This is a genomic window from Methylophilus sp. 5 (assembly GCF_000515275.1).
In the GTDB taxonomy this organism is placed as follows: Bacteria; Pseudomonadota; Gammaproteobacteria; order Burkholderiales; family Methylophilaceae; genus Methylophilus.
In genome coordinates this window covers 745,647-765,432 of sequence record NZ_KI911560.1, presented here as the reverse complement: position 1 = coordinate 765,432, position 19,786 = coordinate 745,647, and the positions used below count along the sequence as shown (strand labels likewise).

The following is a 19,786-nucleotide window of genomic DNA, read 5'->3' as shown; positions in this document are numbered from 1 at the left end:
TGACAAAAAATAATGCGCTACGCATGCGGCCAATCGCCGTGATGGTGAGCTTGCTTAGCCTGGGTGGGCAAATGGCATATGCTGAAGGCAATGACCAAAGCCAAACACTGCCAGAAGTGAATGTTAAATCAAAACGTGTTCAAGATGCGCCGAACAAAGGCTATCAAGCGACAAAAACCCGTGTAGGTAAAACCTACCAGGATCCACAAGATGTGCCACAAGCCGTGACGACATTAACCAAAGAGCTACTGCATGATCAGCAGATTGGATCATTGCGTGAAGCATTGCGTAACGTGGTTGGTTTGTCTGTTAACGCGGCTGAAGGTGGTCGCGGTGGCGATAACTTTAACTTGCGTGGTTTTTATACCTTCGGCGATATCTATTTGGATAACATGCGTGATACAGCGCAATATTATCGAGAAACATTTAACCTGGAGCAGGTTGATGTATTGCGCGGTTCAGCTGCCATGTTATTTGGTCGCGGACAAGCTGGTGGTGTGATTAACCAAGTCACAAAAATGGCTGAGTTGAAGGACAAGAATACTGTCACAGGCAGCCTGGGTAACTATGATTACCATCAAGTGACGGGCGACTTTAATAAGAAGCTGACTGACACGGCGGCAATTCGCGTGAATGTCATGGACAGACACGAAGAAAGTTATCGTAAGAACTCTGCCAATGGCGATCATCCTGAAACGGATCGCTCCGGCATCGCTGTTAGCTTTGGTGCAGGCATCGGGACTGAAAACGAATTCTTTTTAAATCACGTTTATATTCAGACACGTGATGTACCTGATTTTGGTATTTCTTTCCTCAATAAACGCCCAATTAATACTACCGTCGCGACTGGTAAGATTGATGACAATACCTTTTATGGTAGTAACAAAAACTTTGATGACAGTGATACACGCATCACGACAGGTATTTTTACACATAAGTTTTCTGATGATACACAGCTCAGAACGCAATTAAGACATGCTGATTATGAGCGCGCTTATTGGGCAAAAACGCCAAACGCAGCTGCTGTTCCTACAGCAACAGCAGGCGTGGGCGGTAACCAAACACGTACGATGCATTACGAAACTGATAATTTGCAATCAGACTTTAGTACCAAATTTGACTTGGCGGGAATGAAGCACTCCGCGTTGGCTGGCGCTGAATATTTGCATGAGAAATCTTATCGTAACTCATTGTTCAACCAAGGTACTACAGCTGCACCTATTTACACGGCTGGTGTAGAAACACCGATAACCCCGGCAAATACTCAGTTTGCAAAATTTAATGCAGATAACTATGCCGTCTATCTGCAAGATAGTATCGAATTTATTCCTCATTGGACTGTCCTAGCCGGGATGCGCCGCGATGAAATGAAAGCGGACTACACTGCTGCGAGAGCGCCACATCTTGATTATGGTCAAAACAGTTATCGCAGTGGATTGTCATGGCAGCCGAATGCAGATGAGCACTATTACATTACGTATAGCAACTCGTTTAGCCCGACAGCCGACCTTTACCAACTAACGACGGTGAAGCAACCTCCAGAACGTAGTCGTACGTTAGAGGTTGGCGCAAAATGGTTATTTATGGATGGCGACTTAGCCTTTAGAACAGCAGTGTTTACTACCACTAAAGATTGGGAGCGAAATACTGACTTGGCCGCCTTTGGTAATAACCCGATTCTGAGCAAGCGTCGCCGTACTAATGGGGTTGAGTTTGAGCTGACTGGTAAAGTGACTGAGCACTGGGATATGTTTGCTGGCTTGGCTTTCATGGATGCGTATATTATCAACGTTGCAGAAAATATTAACGCTAACACTGGCCTGCCTACAGTACCGCCAGATGCAAGATTAGCTGGGGAAAATGCAAGAAATACGCCGCGCACCACTGCTAACCTTTGGACAACTTATGATTGGAGCAATGGTTGGAAAATTGGTGGCGGCTTTGAAGCCAAAGCTGAACGTTATGGCTATAATCCAACCGTCACTGCCGTCGCTGCAAACAACCCATTCGTTAACGGACAATTTAAACCGAACGTTGCACCAGGCTATGTGCGTGTTGACTTGATGGCTGCTTACGAACAACCTAAGTGGGCTGTACGTTTGAATATTAAAAACTTGATGGATAAAACGTATTATGATGCGGTTTATGATAATGGTGGATTCACAACGCCGGGTAACCGTCGCCAGGCCATCATCACTACCGAGTATAAGTTCTAGGAGTTAATTTGCTGTTAAGTTTGCCGGGTGTTTTGCTTGATGATGAACTGAAATCCATTCGTGCTTTGTTAAAAAAAGCACAATGGGTGGATGGACGCACAACAGCCGGCACACAGGCAGCACAAGTTAAAAATAACCAGCAACTGGCCGAACAGGACCCGTTGCTGGCACAAATTCGCAGGATCGTGTTGCAGGCATTGCATCGCGATCCTTTATTTTTTTCTGCAGCGCTGCCAGATAAAATTCTGCCGCCGTTTGTGAATCGCTACGTGGGCGACACCAACCATTACGGCTTTCATGTGGATAGCGCCATGCGCAGCATGCCGGATGGCAGTGCACGGGTGCGGGCAGATGTATCGGCCACATTGTTTTTGAATGACCCTGACGAGTACGAAGGCGGTGAGCTGGTGGTGCAGGACGTGTTCGGCGACCAGCGTATCAAGCTTAAAGCTGGCTCAATTGTCATTTACCCTTCCAGCTCGGTGCATGCCGTGACACCAGTCACACGTGGCGAACGCTTGGCCAGTTTTATGTTTATCCAGAGCATGGTGCGCGATGCCGCGCATAGACGCATGCTGTTTGATATGGATATGGCCTTGGTCAGGCTGCGCCAGCAGCATGGTGAAACTGCCGAGGTAGTGCAGCTCACCGGTATTTATCATAATCTGTTGCGTCAGTGGGCGCTGTAATACACATGCAAGCCCTGCCGTTGTTACCGTATTTGGCGCAGCAAGCGCAAGCCAAATTGCCTGTCGATATCTGGCATTATTTGCAGTCCGATGCAGGTTGCGGCGCGCAATTGCAATCTAACGAAGCGGGTTGGCAGATAAAAAAGCTTATCCCACGCCCGTTGACTGCCTTACACCACCCCAATACTCAATGCACGATGTTTGCTGAGCAGTGGGCGCACCCGATTATGCTGGCACCAGTGGCATATCAACGATTGTTTCATGCCGATGGTGAAATTGGCACAGCGGTGGCCTGTAATGCCCAGCAAGGGCAGATGATGGTGAGCAGTCTCGCCAGCCAGTCGGTCAACGAGATCGTGAAGCAGGCACAACAGCCATTGTGGTTTCAGCTTTACTGGCAAGGCGACAGAGCGCGCACAGAGGTCTTGTTACGCAAAGCGTTGGCGGCGGGTGTGAGTGCAATTGTGTTTACGGTGGATGCGCCAGTGAAGCAGGCGTTGATTGATTTGCCCAAGGGTATTTCGGCTGTGAATTTAGCCCAGCCACTGGCTATGCAGGCGTTGCAGGCCGGGCAAAGTCAGGTATTTGATGGCTGGATGACGCAGGCACCAACCTGGGAGGATGTGGCCTGGTTGCGGCAACAAGTGACTATCCCATTGCTGATTAAAGGCCTGATGCATGAGGATGATGCCAGGCGTGTTGTGGCATTGGGTTGCGACGGCATTGTCGTCTCTAATCATGGCGGGCGTGTGCTAGATGGCACGCCAACCGTGGCTGCGGTGTTGCCGGAGATGGTGGCTGCCGTGGCTGGGCAATGTAAGATTTTGGTTGATAGTGGTATTCGCTCGGGTCAGGATGTATTTAAAGCATTGGCCATGGGCGCGGATGCCGTGTGTATCGGCCGCCCTTATGTGTGGGGACTGGCCGCTGAAGGCGCAATGGGGGTGGCTAAAGTCATCCGCACCTTGCGTGATGAACTGGAAATGACCATGGCACTCACCGGCGTGTCTAGCCTGGCAGAGATGCGTCAGGTCAAATTGTATGTGTAACATAAAGGAAGTAAACATGAAAAGAATTGGTTTTTCAATCTTATTGGCCGTTGGCCTGTTGGGCTCTCACGTTGCGGTGGCTGCGGCCGATTGCAAGTCTTATCCTAAAGAAGAGTGGGCCTCGGAAGAAACGCTCAAAGAAGCAATGGAAGCCGAAGGCTATACCATTAAAAAGTTTAAAGTAGACGGTAATTGTTACGAGATTTATGGCCGTAGCAAAGAAGGTAAAAAGGTCGAAATTTATTTTGATATGAAAACGCTGGCTATCGTTAAAGCCATTGGTTTGAAAGACTAAATGCACGCAGGGGCTGACATGCTGTGGCCTTGGTGGGTAAGGTTGAGCCACTGGCTGGTCGCGGCGGGCGTGATTGGTTTGTGGCTCATGAGTTATGTTTGGTATGAAACCGACTGGCTACATCGTACGGTTGGCTATAGCGTGCTGGCGATTGTTGGTACACGCATTGTGTTTGGCTGCCTGACGCAAGTCAGCAGTGCGCGTTTTTATCTACCTGGTTGGCAAGCGATGCGCACGCATATGGCTGAGATGCGGCAGGGCAGTATTGCTCCACATCGGGGCCATAATCCGCTAGGGCAGTGGTCGGTTTACCTGATTTGGCTACTCATCGCAGCGCTTGCGCTGACCGGCTGGCTCTGTCGCACCGATGCGTTTTGGGGTGAGGATTGGCCAGTAGCACTACATGCTGCATTTAGTCTGGCCTTGTTCGGCGTGATCGTTGTGCATGTGTTGGCGGTGATACTGGTGTCGCGGCTGTCTGGCCAGAATTTGTTATCACAAATGATACATGGGCGGGTTGCGCGCCTTAAAAGCAAATCAAATTGAAGCGGGTGCATGCGGCTATGCACGTGCCATTCATCGTCAAATTCTGCATGACTTTTGCCCCGTGCAAAAGTATCAAAATGTATCACTCTCTTTAGTCGCGGCCATTGTTCATTTAAGATGGCGCATCTGCTTACCTAAGTGACGTTTTATGACGATTGTTTTGCTGTGCTGTTTTGTGCGTTAAGTGTGAAATAGCATGCGCACATTGTGTTGGTTAATCATGCTGTTGTCTGTTGCTTGTGCCCAGGTGCAAGCGCAGGAGTCACTGTTTTACAACGATGGTGATCCGTTAGACACGCAAGTACAAACCTTGCCCAAAATCCCGGGTGAGTATTGGGGCACGGGCGCTGGTTGCGCAGAGGTGAACTGGCAGCAAGCGTTAACACTGGCGGATGTGGCTGAGATCAGCTTATGCCATAACCCGCAAACCAGCGAAGTTTGGGCCAGTGCCCGCGTGCAGGCGGCGCAATTAGGCGTGGCTAAATCTGCTTATTTACCCAGTGTCACCAATAGCGTTTCCAGCAATATGGGCGTGTTGAATCCCGAGTCTGCCACGCGTGGAAATCCCAACCTGAATCTTTCTAACAGCCTGGTCGCGAGTTATTTGTTATACGACTTTGGCAACCGCAAAGCCAATGTAGAGAGTGCGCGCCAGTTATTGCTGGCAGCAGGAGCGACGCAAAGCAGCACGGTGCAAACGGTGTTGCTCAATACCATTGTTGCTTATTACCAGGTGCAAGCCAATATGGCGGCGCTCACCGCTGCCCAACAGGCCGAGCGCGCGGCAGAAGAGAGTTTTAAAGCGGCCAATGCGCGCTATCAGGCCGGCGTGGCAACCCCTGCAGACAAATTGCAGGCGCAAACCGCATTTGCCCAGCTGACGCTGCAACGCATTACGATTGAGGGCGCCCTCAGGGTGGCTTATGGTAACTTGGTCAACTTGATGGGCTGGCCAGCCAACCGCAGTGTTATTTTAGCCAGCAGCACCAACGATGTGCCGCCTGGTATTTTAGACGATGTGGCTACGCTGATTGAGCAAGCCGGGCAACGCAGGCCGGATTTACTGGCCAGTGAGGCACAAGTGCGTGCGGCCGAGGCCAGTATCGCCGCCAGCAAAGCAGCCAGTAAACCAACTATTAATGTAGGCCTTGCCAACAACCTGCAAGATGGCTCGCAATATGCAGCCAACAGTGCCACTACCTTGGGCGTCACCGTTTCTATTCCTTTATTTGCAGGCTATGCGCCTACTTACCGGATTCGTGCAGCCGAGGCGACGGCTGACTTGCGGCTCGCTCAACGTGACCGATTGCGTTTGCAAATTTCACTGGATGTGTGGAGCGCCTATCAAAACCTGCGTACTGCATTGCAATCGGTGACTGCCAGTAAAACCTTGCTCGAAAGTGCAGAACAGTCTTATCGGGTGGCTTTTGGCCGGTATACGGCAGGCGTGGGCAATATCATTGATACGCTTAATGCACAAAGCGCACTGGCGACGGCCCGCCAGCAAAATATACAGGCCGGGCTTAATGCGAATATCACGCGCGCGACTTTGGCGCAGGCGATTGGCGTGCTCGACCATGCCATGATTCAATCGTTACCCGGTGCGAAAGCACCGGGTCAATAAACGGACACACATTTATGAAGCGCATCAAAAAAATACTGGTGTTGTTGCTGTTGGTTGCGATAGCCGCGGCAGGCTATTGGTATTACAAACAGAGCCATCAACCCAAACCAGAAGACCTGTATCGGCTGGATGAAGTGACGCAGGGGCATGTTGAGCAAACGGTGTCTGCCAACGGCACACTCAATCCGGTTAGCCTGATCAGTGTTGGTACGCAAGTGTCAGGCATTGTGCGAAAAATGTATGTCGACTTTAATGACGTGGTTAAGCAAGACCAGATACTGCTAGAGCTCGATAGCCGGTTGTTTAATGCGCAAATTGCGCAGTCACAAGGCAGTGTTAGAAATAACGAAGCGGCGGTGGAGCTCGCCATTGCCAATGAAAAGCGTATGCGCCAACTCTATGCGCAGGAGTATGTTTCCAAGCAGGAGCTGGATACTGCGGTGCAAGTGTTGAAGTCGGCCAGGGCGCAACTGGAGACTGCGCGTGGCTTGCTGGCGCGCGATGTGACCAATCTCAACCTGAGTATTATCCGCTCGCCAGTGTCTGGCGTGGTGGTCAATCGGGTGGTGGATGTCGGCCAGACCGTGGCCGCCAGTTTTCAGACGCCAACGCTGATTCAGATTGCGCAAGACCTGGCCAATATGCAGATTGATACCAGTTTTGCCGAAGCGGATATTGGCAAAATTAAAGAGGGGCAAAAGGTCAATTTTAATGTGGATGCCTTCCCCGACCGCAGTTTTGAGGGCGTGGTGAAACAGCTGCGCCTGAACTCGACCAACACCTCTAATGTGGTGACCTATAACGTGGTGGTATCGGTGAATAACCAGGATTTAACCTTGCTGCCGGGCATGACGGCCTACGTGAATATTATTGTCGACCGTGCGCGACACGCCTTGCTGGTGCCGAATGCCGCTTTACGCTATAAACCAAAGTTGAGTGCTTCTGCGAACCCGGCTTCATCGCAAGACGCTGGTGGTGAGGGCAAACGCGGTGGGCGCAAACATGGCGCAAAAGGCGAAGGGCGGGGTGCCTCTGCCAGCAGCACTATGGGCAAGATTTATGTGTTAAGAGCTGGTCAACCTGTCATGGTGCGTGTACACACCGGCATCACCGATGGCCGCTCAACGGCAGTGTCTGGTGAGGGTTTGGTGGCCGGAGATAAAGTGATTGTCAGCGAGTTGCAAGCCGATAATGCGCCCAACAAAGGCCAGGGCAATAATAATGGCCCACGTGGCCCCAGAATGTTCTAGGCTGGGTAGAGCGCCATGCAAAAGTCAGTCATTGAGGTGAGTCATCTTTACAAGGCTTATCAGACCGCCGCAGGCGACTTTCCGGTATTAAAGGAAGTCAATTTGCAGGTGTTGCCCGGTGATTATGTCGCCATCATGGGGCCCTCCGGCTCTGGTAAGTCGACCTTTATGAATATATTGGGTTGCCTGGATATGCCAAGCGCAGGCAGTTATGTGCTCGATGGCTATGCGGTCGCCACCATGACGGTGGATCAAGTGGCAAAAGTGCGTAACCAGACTATAGGCTTTGTGTTTCAGGGGTTTAACTTGCTGGCGCGCGCCAGCTTACTGGATAACGTGGCGTTGCCGCTGGTGTATGCAGGTGTTAGTAAAGCCGAGCGTCATGCACGGGCTAGCGTGTTGCTGGAAAAGGTCGGGTTGAGCAAGCATATGCACTCTCACCCCAACCAGATTTCTGGTGGCCAGCAACAGCGGGTGGCGATTGCACGTGCGCTGGTGAACCAGCCGCGGCTGATTTTAGCCGATGAACCTACTGGCAACCTGGACAGCACTACCAGTGAAGAAATTATGGCTATTTTTGATGGTCTCAATCAGGAAGGCATCACTATTGTGCTGGTGACGCATGAAACCGATATTGCCGAGCATGCCAAGCGACAGGTGCGTTTTTTGGATGGGCGCATTGTGCAGGACAGCAGGCAGTTACACGAGGCTGGTGTATGACGATGCCTGCTAGTTTTGTGATCTCAAGGAGCCGCCATGTTTAGCGCCATGCTGGGGGAGGCCTGGCATGCCATGGGCGCCAACCGCTTGCGCACCTTTTTAACCATGCTGGGCATGGTGATAGGCGTGAGTGCAGTGGTGCTGATGATGGCCATCGGCCAAGGCGCAGAAGCCTCAGTCAAGCGCTCTATCAGTGCCATGGGCAGTCATTTGTTTGTCGTGCTTTCCGGCCCACCCAGAATGGGCGGCGCGCGTACGGCAACCGGCAATGCGCCCTCACTGAATGTGCGCGATGCCAATGCCATCAGCGAACTGTACGGAGTGGTCGGCGTCGCCCCCGTCACCATGGGCAAAGGGCAGGTTGTTTATGCCAGCAATAACTGGAATACCGATGTGATTGGCACTACCGCAGATTACATGGATATCCGTGGCTGGGGCTTGTCTGCGGGCTACCCGTTTTCTGCCTCGGATACACGCTCTGCCACGCGCGTTGCCTTACTCGGTAAAACGGTAGTACAAAACCTGTTTGGTGAAGAGGATGTTGATCCTATTGGTAAAACCATACGCATTAACCAGCGTCCTTTTGTTGTGCTGGGTGTGCTCGATAGCAAAGGGCAAACGCTGGATGGGCGCGATCAGGATGACACCATTGTGGTGCCGCTGACCACCGCCCAGCGCAAACTGTTTGGTAACCAGTTACCAGGCACCGTGCGGCAAATCATGGTGCAAGCAGAGTCAGATAACGCCATGACTATGGTAGAAGAAGCGCTCAATAGTCTGCTCAATCAGCGGCATAATATTCGCGAGGGCGCAGACAGTGACTTTTCGGTGCGTAACCTGACGGCAATTGCTAACTCGGCGGCAGAAACTGCGCGCACGATGTCGCTACTGCTAGGGGCGATTGCTTCAGTCTCATTGCTGGTGGGTGGCATTGGCATTATGAATATCATGCTGGTATCGGTGACCGAGCGTACACGCGAAATCGGCATTCGCATGGCGATCGGCGCGCGCGAGCAGGATATTTTGATGCAGTTTTTGCTCGAAGCCATCATGATCTCTATCGTCGGGTGCCTGATCGGCATCGTGATAGGTGTGACTGGCGCGGTGCTGGTGAGTATGTTTACGCAGGCAGAAGTGATTGTTTCAAGCGCGTCTGTATTGATTGCATTTAGTGTCGCTGCCAGTATCGGTGTCTTTTTCGGTTTTTATCCCGCCAGAAAGGCCGCACGTTTAAACCCGATAGAAGCGCTACGTTATCAATAAGCGTGCGCCCAAGTAAGTCGTTGGCCGCTAGTCTATTTCAATCGGCGGCGCTACTTTGAGTACTTCTTCTACCGTGGTCAGGCCAGCGGCCACTTTTTCTGCGCCATTCAGCATCAGTGGTTGCATGCCCGCTTGGGTGGTGGCTTGTTTCAACTGCAATAAATCAGTTTCTGGCGTAATTAGTTTACGTAGCGCGGGGGTCAGCGTCAGCATTTCATAAATGCCGGTGCGGCCGCGATAGCCCGTTTGACGGCACTCCTGGCAGCCTACCGCTTTCATCACTTTGGCTGGTTTTTTTGCTTTAAATGGGCGCGTCACACTGGCCCATTCCTGGTCTGAAATCTCTGCCTCGGTTTTGCAATGCGAGCATAGTGTGCGCACCAGGCGTTGCGCCATAATACCAAGCAGGCTGGAGTGAATCAGGTAGGCAGGCACGCCTAAATCCAGTAAACGTGTCACAGCCGACGGTGCATCGTTGGTATGCAGCGTAGAGAGCACCAAGTGGCCAGTCAGCGCTGCCTGAATCGCCATGTCGGCGGTTTCCTGGTCGCGAATTTCGCCCACCATGATAATGTCCGGGTCTTGCCGCATCAGGGTGCGTATGCCTTCGGCAAAGCCCAGGCCGATATTCTGCGTCACCTGCATCTGGTTAAACGCCGGTTCTATCATCTCAATCGGGTCTTCCACCGTGCACACATTCACCTCGCTGGTTGCCAGTTGTTTAAGTGTGGTGTACAGCGTGGTGGTTTTGCCCGAGCCAGTTGGGCCGGTCACTAAAATAATGCCATTCGGTTGGTGCGTCCATTGCGCCCATTGCTCGCTCTGGCGTTTCGAGAACCCTAGCAGTTGAAAGTCCTGCACCAGAATATCCGGTTTAAAAATTCGCATCACCAGCTTTTCGCCAAAGGCGGTCGGCATGGTGGATAAACGCAGCTCAATTTCTTTACCGTCAGCACTCACCGTTTTGACACGACCATCTTGCGGGCGGCGTTTTTCCACCATGTCCATCCGGCCCAGCAACTTAATGCGGCTGGTAATTGCGTTCATAATGTTGCTAGGCAGCTGATAAACCTGGTGCAGCACACCATCAATACGAAAACGCATCAGCCCCATATTGCGGCGTGGTTCCAGATGAATATCACTGGCACGTTGCTCAAACGCATATTTAAACAGCCAGTCGACAATATTCACCACGTGCTGCTCATTGGCGTCGAGCTGACGGTCTTTGCCCAGCTCGATCAATTGTTCAAAGTTTTGTACGCCAACAATTTGCCCGGCTTTGGCCGCATTGGCCGATTGAATCGCGGCAGATAGCTGGTAAACCTCAGGCAAGTAACGCTGTAAATCCAGCGGATTCACCATCACCACTTGTATTCGCAGCTTGAGCAGCCGCTCCAGATCGTGCAGCCATTCCTGGTGGAATGGGTCAGCCGTCGCAATTGTCGCAATCCCGTCTTTGACCGTAATCGGCATAATGCGCAAACGCTCAGCATAGGCTTGCGACATGATTTGGGCGGCGGCGCTAAAATCTAGCTTGAGCGGATCAATTAAAAAGTAAGGAACGTCGGCCTTGTCCGCTACATAGCGGCTCAGGCTGTCAATCGTCAGCAATTGTGATGGCTGGCGCTGGTCGGGCCATTTTTGTTCGGCCACAATCACCACCGGGTGGATCTTGGAGCTATCGCGCTTGCGATCCTGATGCAATTTTTCTGCCCATGCTTTTTCGATGCGGCCATCTGAAACCAGCATACGCAATAAATCGCCCAGACGCAGGCTTTCTATGGTTTTAGGCAGTGAAAATGGGATTGGACTATTCATGTCATATTTGGGCAGGAGTACCAGCATATGGTGCAAAAATCATGCCATGGAAAAGTGGCAGAAATGGTCACTTTCTCTTGTGATTTAAGTGCCTATACTGCGCTGATGTTTTCGTCATTCTGGCGTCGGCTGGTATCAAGGCGTGGCGGGATTGCAATAAAAAGTTATTTTTTAGATTGGTCGTCGTAGGGAAAGCATTGATGGCCACGCGTTTGTGGTTGTTTGTTGTGTTGTTTTTCGCTTTTTTAGCGAGTTACTTTTCTTTGCTTGCACAAAGAACAAGTAACCAAAAGAAAGTGCACCCCAGCTTCCGCTTGTTCCTTGCGCTACTCGGCTTGCCGGGCGGCTATCGAAACTCAACCTGGTAGCTCACACAAAGCGTGAGCTACTGCGGGATTCGGACAGCCGATGGCCGACAACTCCCGCCAATCCTGCGTTGCTCGGCGCGGCAGATGGGGACCCCGAACACCATGCGACTGCCATCACTCGATGGGTTTAAACAAATGAATCTTGTTTTTAAACCGTCCAAATTGAGGCGCGGCTACTTAAGTGAGATAAATCCCATCCCATCACGCTGAGTAGCGGAGACGAAGTGGGAGTTTTCGGCCATCGGCTGTTCGAGTTCCGCGGCGGCTTGCGCTTTTTGCAAGCCGCTAGGGCGAGTTTCGATGGACGCCCACTTTGTTGAGCAACGCAAGGGAGCCGAAGGCCGTGATGGCTGGGTGCCCTCTTTTTGGTTACTTTTTTGGGGCAAGCAAAAAAAGTAACTCGCCAACAAGGCGAAAGAACTCTGTAATAATCAGCTAATGTGAAACTACTCGCCAAAGAATTACTTTCCCAATCATCTACAATTTCATCTGAATCCGCATACTCAAATCCACCGCCTGAATATTCTTAGTCAGTGCCCCAATCGAAATTCTATCCACCCCAGTTTCGGCAATTGCCCGTACCGTCGTTAAATCCACATTGCCTGAGGCTTCAAGTAAAGCGCGCTTCTGGTTAATCGTCACAGCTTTACGCAGGTCTGCCAGCGCAAAGTTATCCAGCAAAATACTGGTCGCGCCAGCCGCTAATGCTTGCTGTAGTTCATCCAGGTTTTCCACTTCAATCTGGATATTATTAGTCTGCTTTAAGGCGAATGCGGCCGCAAGTACGGCAGCGATAGAGCCTGCTGCGGCGATATGGTTTTCTTTGATTAATATGCCGTCGTATAAGGCGAGTCTCTGGTTGGCGCCTCCACCGGTGAGTACGGCGTATTTTTGCGCTAAACGCAGCCCTGGCAGGGTTTTACGGGTGTCAAGAATCTGTGCGGGTAATCCAGCAATCGCATCGACATAGCGGCGCGTATGCGTCGCCACTGCAGAGAGTGTTTGCAGAAAGTTAAGCGCCGGGCGCTCAGCGCTCAGCATGGCACGCGCATCGCCTTGAATCTTGACTAGTGCTTGGTCAGGCTGCACGCGGTCGCCATCGTTGACTAGCCATGTTAACTGTATCGCTGGGTCTAGCTGAGTAAAGCATTGCTCTAGCCAGCCACAACCACAAATTACAGCTTGTTCGCGGCTAATGATAGTGGCGGTGGCTTGTGTGCCTGCCGGAATCAGGGCCGCAGTCAGGTCGCCATTGCCCATGTCTTCTGTGAGCGCAGCGGTGACCTGTTCAGCGATGATGGCTGGCGTCAAATAGTCGGGTAAGTGTTGGTAAAGCGGGAATGTGCGCATTTGGTTGCCAGCAAGGTTAAAAAATATGCATGTGACCATTCTAAGCCCATGCCAAAAGCTATTATAATAAAAGCGCCCCAAAACAAGCGATAAGATCAGCGATTTTTAGTCATTAGCTTTTCGTCATGGGGTATTTTTTTCGGGTAAAAGTCTCAATCTTCTGGCTCACATCACACTATGCAGCTTTTATATACGGTAAACAGTCCCTACGCACGCAAGGTGCGTATTGTGGCCATCGAAAAACATGTTGATCTGACGTTAACCGAGGTGGTGTTGTCAGCCCCGGATTGCCCGGTCAGCCAACATAACCCTTTAGGTAAGGTGCCTGTGCTGGTGCTCGACGATGGCGATGCCCTGTATGACTCGCGCGTGATTGTCGAGTATCTGGATCACCGTACGCCGGTCGCACACCTGATTCCGCAAGATCATTCAGCCAAAATTAAAGTGCGCCGCTGGGAAGCCCTGGCAGATGGCGTGTGTGATGCGGCGGTGGCTGCCATGCTGGAACAGCGCAAGCCAGACGCGCAACAGTCTGCCGCCTGGATTGAAAAACAGTTTGCCAAAGTGACTGCCGGGCTGACTGCGCTGGATGATGACCTGCTCAAAAAGAAGTGGTGTGTGAACGAAACCTTTAGTTTGGCAGATATTGCCTTGGGCACGGCGCTGGGCTATCTGGACTTACGCTTTAAGAATATCCAATGGGAAGGTAAATACTGGCAAGAAAAGTTTCCCAACCTGGCCAAACACTATGGCGTACTGGTTAAACGCCCCAGTTTTAAACAAACCATGCCGCAGCCATAGCTGTTAGGCTTTGCCGGCGCAGATAAACATTTCTGCGTCGGCCTGATGTTGTTTCCTCTCTAATTCTCTCCTGCTTTTACTGCGTTTTTCCCCGCCAATCATTGTCTGGGGCGGGCATCGTGCATCTTACATTTCTTGTTATCTTTTTTTTCCAAGTGTAAATATTTCTTTACCCTGTTGTTTTTACTGATTTTTTATTGAAAAACTAAATGATAATTGTTATCATTTAAAAAATAAACAAAGCAATGATGAATAAACTCTATGCAAGCGATAAATATGCCCGTTAAAAAAAGATTGCTCGACTTACTGGATGAGCTGATTGCGCATGATGGTTTTGGCAGCATCAAGGTCGATATTCGTTTGCTAAAGCGCGGACAAAAAGAAGTCATTATTGATTGCGGCAAACAATACCGCTTTGTGGTTGACTTTGACGCTGCGATAGAAAAATAAGCTTCATTTATTCTCTCAATTTCAGTTTTACAACCATGCGTATCCAGCATGGAGATTGAAATACTCAACGGTGTGGGTCCGTGAGACTTATTTTAGAGGTAGCGCAATGGCCTTCGAGAGGAAGGGGAACAAGCGCTTGTTGAGGAGATTTAAAATCATGAAAGTTTCAGTATTAGCACTTACTTTGGGCATGGCATTTAGCAGCTCTGCTTTTGCAACACAAGCGGTATGGGATTCAGCTACCCCATGGGGCACAGCGACACCAACCAGCTACGCTGAGTGGAATCTTTTTAACGGCACGACCGATACATCACCAGAAGTTGCTTTGACTGCTGGCACCACGGCTTCCGTAAAAGAAACATCAGGTGGTTCTTTCATTACTGGCGGCGGCAATATTTACAGTTTTTCTGGCGCAACTTCTTTCACAGCAACATTGAGCGGTGCAACCAGTGGTTTGTTTGATGTTTACCTGCGTATTGGTACGCTGGGCACATTGGCCAGCGCGACTGCGACATTGAACGGTGTTTCTGCCACTTCTGTGCTGCAATTCAATGAAGATCAAGGCACTGTCATGGGCGGCGCCACTGCTGAGCAAGAGCTGTTCTGGAAATGGACCAGCGTTAGCGCAGCCAGCCTGTATACCTTTAAATTCAACTCTACTTCATCAAGCATGAGCCTGGATCAATTGGCACTGGCTGCTGTTTCTGTACCAACAGTGACACCAGTACCAGAACCAGAAGCTTACAGCATGATGGCATTGGGCCTGGGCTTGATGGCTTTCGCTGCACGTCGTTCTGCTAAAAACAACGCCTAATTTTAATTAGTGCGGCGACTACAAAGGGGCGTTCGGCCCCTTTGTTTCTATCCAACCCTAGAATAAAAGTGCTCCCTTATGGCAAGCTCTGACCACTCCTGGCAACAACGTTTTAAAAAGCCTGATTTATCGCGCCGACCTGTCGGTATCATCGTTATTGTGTATTGGCTAGCCATGGCTTCATGGAGTTTGCTGGCACAGGCAGATGAGCAAATGGTTGCAGAGACTGTGAGTGAAGAAGTGCCTGCCCAAGCAAGCAAGCCGCAGAAAAAAGCCGATTCTGAGCAGGTAGATACCTTGCCTGAAGTGTCGGTGACAGATACTAAAGTAAAAGAACCTGAGACGGGTATCAATAGGACGTTGCCGATTACCACCATCACCAGTGAGCAACTGCAACGTGCCCAGCCCAGCAATATTTTTGATGCGGTGCGATCTGTGCCTGGTGTGTCTATTTCTGGTGGTCCACGACCTAGCGGCATGACATTCAATATTCGCGGTTACGGCGACAATGAAGATGTCATGGTGAAAGTGGATGGCGTACCTAAAGGGTTTGAAAAGTACCGCATGGGCGGCACATTTATTGAACCAGAGTTATTGAAAAGTATTGAGGTGCAGCGTGGCCCGCAAATCACCAGTGGTTCAGGTTCATTAGGTGGCACCATTAATGCCACCACGAAAAATGCAGAAGACTTTTTGAAGCCCGGCCAGAAATATGGCGGCAAAGTTAAGTTTGGCTATGGTAATAACAGTGATGAATATTCGCGCTCTTACATGTTGTACGCGCGGCCAGATGAGCGGGTGGATATTTTGTATAACTACTCCAATCGCCAGGCGAATAACATGACTTTGGGAGATGGCACCAAGCTGGATAGCTCGGCCATTGAATCCGTTTCGCATTTGCTTAAGGTAAGTTTGTTTCCCACTGAAGACCTGCAATTAGTCACCTCTATCGTCAAATTCGATGATACTGGTTTGCAGCCATATGATGCGACCGGTGGCCAGCCTGGTTTTTTTGGTAACGTGATTCGCACGGTAGACGACCTGACCTGGTCTGAAACCGTGAATTATGACCCAGAAAGTCCGTTGATTAATTTAAAAGCGACAGTAGGTGCCGGACATACGAATCTGCATGATTTAATCGGGCAGGGGCCTTCGTTTGGTTCTACATTTAATCCGCGGCAATCTCAGTGTAATGGAGTTGTTAATACCTCGAATCCTGCTGATACAACGACTTGTCGCGGTAATCTGAATGATACTTACGAGTATAGGACCAAGACGGTAGATATTAGTAACCGCGCAGTGCTTTTTGAGTCGGATTCATTGACCGCTTCATTGCTGGCGGGTTATCAATACAACTCGAGTGAACGGGAAATTTCAAGGTTTTATGATAACCTCAATACGTTCATGCAATCCTTATATCCCAATGGATTCAATGCCTCAGCACCGCCCGGGCGCAAGTCGTTTGAGGCAATGTATGTTCAGCCAAAGCTGGAGATCGGCCAATTCACAGTTACTCCTGGCTATCGGCAAGACCGTTATAAAGTAGAGGCTGCTGGTGGGACACTTGATTTACTGGAGCCGTATGATCAGAAAAGCACGATCAGATTTAAAGAAGAGACCTGGAGCTTGGGGCTGGCTTATGATGCTTTTGCTAAAACTAACCCGGACAAGCTGACCTTTTATAGCAACTATGGCCAGGGTTTTCGTCCGCCGTTGATTGATGAGTACTTTACTCAAGGCGCTTTTAGCCGCTGCCGTAGTGGGTTGATGCCTGTCAATGGACCTGCATCGTTCATTTGCGGTGACTTGTACCAGCCGCAACGATCCGAAACGACAGAAGCCGGGGTGAGCTATCAAACGCCACATCTACTGAATACCGATGTCTGGTTTTCTGGAAAGCTTAACTTTTACCATACCTATACTTCACATCTGTTGATCTCGCTGCGAGGAGATACGGATGGCAATATCACCCAAAATGGCTGGGAGCGCCGCAACGGTGTAGAGGTGGAAAGTTTTATGCAATATCACGGATTGTATTTACGCACGGGTTATTCGAGATTAAGAGGCGAGATGTTCACCGGCTTAACTTATGCGCCTTTATATACTGCGCCAGGCAATGCATTGAATGTTAACCTTGGCGCCGAACTGACTAAGAACCTGGATGTTAATCTGACCTACCGTAAAGTGTCGGAAAGAAATATTCTGCTGAGTGGGGATGGTACGAACAATAGCCCTTATCAGTTTGGTGTGCAGGATGCATTTGAGCTATGGAATGCGGGGGCGCGCTTTAAAGTGAATGAGCAGCTCACGTTGCGTTTAATTGGTGAGAACCTTAAAAATGAGATCTATCGTCTTGATGGTTCTATGGGCGGCATTGGTATCTACGGGCCCGGCAGAAACGTAAAGTTTTTGGTGGAGTTAACTTATTAATACGCCCGGCACCGCTCACTAGCTTTTCTTTTGAGCATAAAAAACGCCCCGTTGTTAAGCGGGGCGTTTTTACATTCAAGCTGTGGTTTAGGCAACCTGTTTGCGGCGGGATGCACGTGCAACCAGCATGAGCCCCGCCATGAGTAGGGCGTAGGTTTCTGGCTCAGGCACGGCAGTTGCCGTCACTTGCCAGCCGATGTCTGCAAAGGCTGCGTAGTCTAGCAGTGTGGGTAGCTCACGGTTACCTGCCGGTGTGCTGGGGTCCATCATGGTGGCTTGTGGCACACCTTCGACCGTACTCATGGTGCCAGTGGCCCAATGCGCGCCAAAGCGATCCAGTGGAATGGCATCACCATAAGCCGTGACGGAATTTGTGCCAGTGAAGTAGCCATTGTCAGTCTGTGCCCACCAGGAGTCTGCCGAGCCAAAACCAAGGATATGGCCGATCTCATGCGTGGCCGTGGTTAGAAAGTCTGGTGTTCCTGGCATCAGGCCTGCCGCATCGCTGCCAAAGTGCCAGCTGTTGTTGGCGTTAAACCAGATCATGCCGCCCCAAACGCCATAGTCAGTCGCGCTAGCCCCAATGGCATTCTCCTGCCCACGGGTGGCGACTGCATCAGTAAATGCCTCTGAGCCGCTGGCGATGAGGTTGTATCCGCTATCAGCAAAACCGAGTACGCCTGGGGCCGAGTTTGAGCCGCCAACATAAATGCGCAAGGTGTCTGCAGCAATGTCGAGGTTGTTAAGAGTGATGGCGCCGCCGCCCAAGCTGGGGTGGGTGATTTGTACCGACCACTGATCGCCAGTTTGTGGCGTAATGGCGCTGAGGCTGTCGGTGAATCCACTATAAAATGAAGCTGCCTGTGTGAGTATTGCACGGCGTTCAATGATGGGCGCACCTGTTAGCAAGTCGGTAAAAAAACCTTTGGTGTCATAGGTGTAGTCAAACTCAATGGTTAATGCTTGTGCTGGCTGCGTGAGCATCAGACCAGCTAGCACTAATGCATGATGTAATCGCTTCATTTGTATTTTCTTTCTCTGCTAAAAAAGAGCAGGGATAAGCCTGCGAGCCATAATGCGCTGCTGCCAGGTTCCGGCACGGCAGACAGTGGAGTCACAGACCCCGTGCCTGCGCCATAGACCGCTTGCAGGGCGGAGATCGTCAGGCTGTTCAAGGGTAAAATCGGGCCGTTGTAGGCAGCGTTGGCAAACGTTGTCTCGGTGGGGGCGTCATCGTTGATGTAGTGCCCCATGCCCAGTGAATGCCCTAGTTCGTGTTGCGCGACCGCGTAGAAAAATATGGGCGACCAGCCTAGCCCAAAGCGCTCACCGTTAAATACCACATCGCCTGCCAGACCGCTGGTTGCAGTATCTTGCGGAAAGTAAGCATAGGCGTTGGCATCGTCTATAAATGGCACCACACCAATACGAATATCTGCCAGGCCTGTGGGGTCATATTCGCCGGTTTCCGGTAGCGGACCAGCGTCGGCAACTTCTATAAAGTGTATCGGCAGCACTGTGGCGTAGTCGGTAAAGGCTTGCTCAAAAGCGCTGCGCATAATGTCTACCGAGAATGGATGTCCGTTAGCATCGACCACGTCGCCATCAAACAGGTTGCTAAAGCTGTACGTCAGCGTGATGTCTGAGCCTGGGCCATTGGGTTGGTCCCAACTGGCATACATGGGGTAGTAACCAGCCCACGCCGCGTTTGAAAACAGGCATGCCAAGAGTGTGATATTTCTTACTCTTTTAAACAAAGGTGTCATGGCGCCACCTCGGTTTGCTGGGTAGTCAATCTGTATGCCCGTGTGATTAAGACGCTGCTTGCGCATGTCATATGAACCTCTCCTCTTTTTATTAATTGTTTGGGAGTTTATATGCTAATTGATAATGAGAATGATTGTCAATTTCATCTTAAGTTGAAGCTTCAAGCATTAGGGTTGTCGTTGTCTTCATGGCCAACGCCATTACGTGTAAAACTGGGCTTGATGGTTAAAGCAGCAAGCTAAGTGAGTGAGCACTTTTGCTTGTGGCTAGGGCTAGCCAGCACATATTAGTGAGGTGAAGCTAAAGGTGGTGGGAGTGGGGCAGAGGGTAAAGCGT

The 19,786-nt window shown here is 50.6% G+C and carries 17 protein-coding genes; 13 read left to right on the top strand and 4 right to left on the bottom strand.

What is annotated here, in order from left to right; genetic code table 11:
* The first annotated feature begins 23 nt into the window (after positions 1-23).
* The 9 genes from METH5_RS0103500 to METH5_RS0103460 all read left to right on the top strand — a co-directional run bounded on the left by METH5_RS0103500 (position 24) and on the right by METH5_RS0103460 (position 9,652).
* Positions 24-2,216, top strand: a complete 2,193-nt coding sequence (locus tag METH5_RS0103500) for a TonB-dependent receptor domain-containing protein (RefSeq protein WP_029147207.1) — start codon at positions 24-26, stop codon at positions 2,214-2,216.
* A gap of 8 nt (positions 2,217-2,224) precedes the next feature.
* A complete protein-coding gene (locus tag METH5_RS0103495; protein ID WP_029147206.1) occupies positions 2,225-2,905 on the top strand; it encodes a Fe2+-dependent dioxygenase in 681 nt (226 codons plus the stop codon).
* Between the two features lie 5 nt (positions 2,906-2,910).
* A complete protein-coding gene (locus METH5_RS0103490; RefSeq protein WP_029147205.1) occupies positions 2,911-3,954 on the top strand; it encodes an alpha-hydroxy acid oxidase in 1,044 nt (347 codons plus the stop codon).
* Positions 3,955-3,970: 16 nt separating this feature from the next.
* Positions 3,971-4,249 carry a PepSY domain-containing protein gene (locus METH5_RS0103485; RefSeq protein WP_029147204.1) on the top strand — a complete coding sequence of 93 codons (279 nt, stop codon included), beginning with the start codon at positions 3,971-3,973 and terminating at the stop codon, positions 4,247-4,249.
* Between the two features lie 18 nt (positions 4,250-4,267).
* Positions 4,268-4,795, top strand: coding sequence for a cytochrome b/b6 domain-containing protein (locus tag METH5_RS0103480; protein ID WP_029147203.1), 528 nt, complete (start codon positions 4,268-4,270; stop codon positions 4,793-4,795).
* Between the two features lie 196 nt (positions 4,796-4,991).
* On the top strand, positions 4,992-6,419 hold the full coding sequence (locus METH5_RS0103475) for a TolC family protein (protein ID WP_198290674.1): 1,428 nt from the start codon (positions 4,992-4,994) through the stop codon (positions 6,417-6,419).
* Positions 6,420-6,433: 14 nt separating this feature from the next.
* Positions 6,434-7,669 carry an efflux RND transporter periplasmic adaptor subunit gene (locus METH5_RS0103470; RefSeq protein WP_029147201.1) on the top strand — a complete coding sequence of 412 codons (1,236 nt, stop codon included), beginning with the start codon at positions 6,434-6,436 and terminating at the stop codon, positions 7,667-7,669.
* 15 nt (positions 7,670-7,684) lie between these two features.
* Positions 7,685-8,389 carry an ABC transporter ATP-binding protein gene (locus tag METH5_RS0103465; RefSeq protein ID WP_029147200.1) on the top strand — a complete coding sequence of 235 codons (705 nt, stop codon included), beginning with the start codon at positions 7,685-7,687 and terminating at the stop codon, positions 8,387-8,389.
* A 36-nt stretch (positions 8,390-8,425) separates the two neighbouring features.
* Entirely contained in the window at positions 8,426-9,652 is a 1,227-nt protein-coding gene (locus METH5_RS0103460; RefSeq protein WP_029147199.1) for an ABC transporter permease, read from the top strand.
* Positions 9,653-9,679: 27 nt separating this feature from the next.
* On the opposite strand, the gene METH5_RS0103455 is transcribed toward METH5_RS0103460, so the two are convergent.
* Together METH5_RS0103455 and nadC are read right to left on the bottom strand one after the other, a co-directional pair.
* Positions 9,680-11,470: a GspE/PulE family protein gene (locus tag METH5_RS0103455; RefSeq protein ID WP_051412990.1), complete on the bottom strand. Its 1,791-nt coding sequence runs from the start codon at positions 11,468-11,470 to the stop codon at positions 9,680-9,682.
* 845 nt (positions 11,471-12,315) lie between these two features.
* The gene (nadC, locus tag METH5_RS0103445; protein ID WP_029147197.1) at positions 12,316-13,188 is read right to left on the bottom strand and encodes a carboxylating nicotinate-nucleotide diphosphorylase; all 873 of its coding nucleotides are present in this window, start codon (positions 13,186-13,188) and stop codon (positions 12,316-12,318) included.
* Positions 13,189-13,365: 177 nt separating this feature from the next.
* Between nadC and METH5_RS0103440 the strand changes: the two genes are divergently transcribed.
* The 4 genes from METH5_RS0103440 to METH5_RS0103425 all read left to right on the top strand — a co-directional run bounded on the left by METH5_RS0103440 (position 13,366) and on the right by METH5_RS0103425 (position 17,683).
* Complete coding sequence (locus tag METH5_RS0103440) at positions 13,366-13,989, top strand: glutathione S-transferase family protein (protein WP_029147196.1); 624 nt, start codon at positions 13,366-13,368, stop codon at positions 13,987-13,989.
* A gap of 261 nt (positions 13,990-14,250) precedes the next feature.
* Positions 14,251-14,439, top strand: a complete 189-nt coding sequence (locus METH5_RS0103435; RefSeq protein WP_029147195.1) for a hypothetical protein — start codon at positions 14,251-14,253, stop codon at positions 14,437-14,439.
* A 157-nt stretch (positions 14,440-14,596) separates the two neighbouring features.
* Entirely contained in the window at positions 14,597-15,253 is a 657-nt protein-coding gene (locus METH5_RS0103430) for a PEP-CTERM sorting domain-containing protein (protein ID WP_029147194.1), read from the top strand.
* Between the two features lie 78 nt (positions 15,254-15,331).
* On the top strand, positions 15,332-17,683 hold the full coding sequence (locus METH5_RS0103425) for a TonB-dependent receptor domain-containing protein (protein ID WP_232410927.1): 2,352 nt from the start codon (positions 15,332-15,334) through the stop codon (positions 17,681-17,683).
* An 87-nt stretch (positions 17,684-17,770) separates the two neighbouring features.
* Here the strand turns inward: METH5_RS0103425 and METH5_RS0103420 are convergent, their stop codons facing one another.
* Both METH5_RS0103420 and METH5_RS0103415 read right to left on the bottom strand, forming a co-directional pair.
* Positions 17,771-18,706, bottom strand: a complete 936-nt coding sequence (locus METH5_RS0103420) for a PEP-CTERM sorting domain-containing protein (RefSeq protein WP_029147192.1) — start codon at positions 18,704-18,706, stop codon at positions 17,771-17,773.
* A complete protein-coding gene (locus tag METH5_RS0103415; RefSeq protein WP_232410926.1) occupies positions 18,703-19,515 on the bottom strand; it encodes a PEP-CTERM sorting domain-containing protein in 813 nt (270 codons plus the stop codon). Before METH5_RS0103415 ends, METH5_RS0103420 begins: the two co-directional genes overlap by 4 nt.
* Between the last annotated feature and the right edge of the window lie 271 nt (positions 19,516-19,786).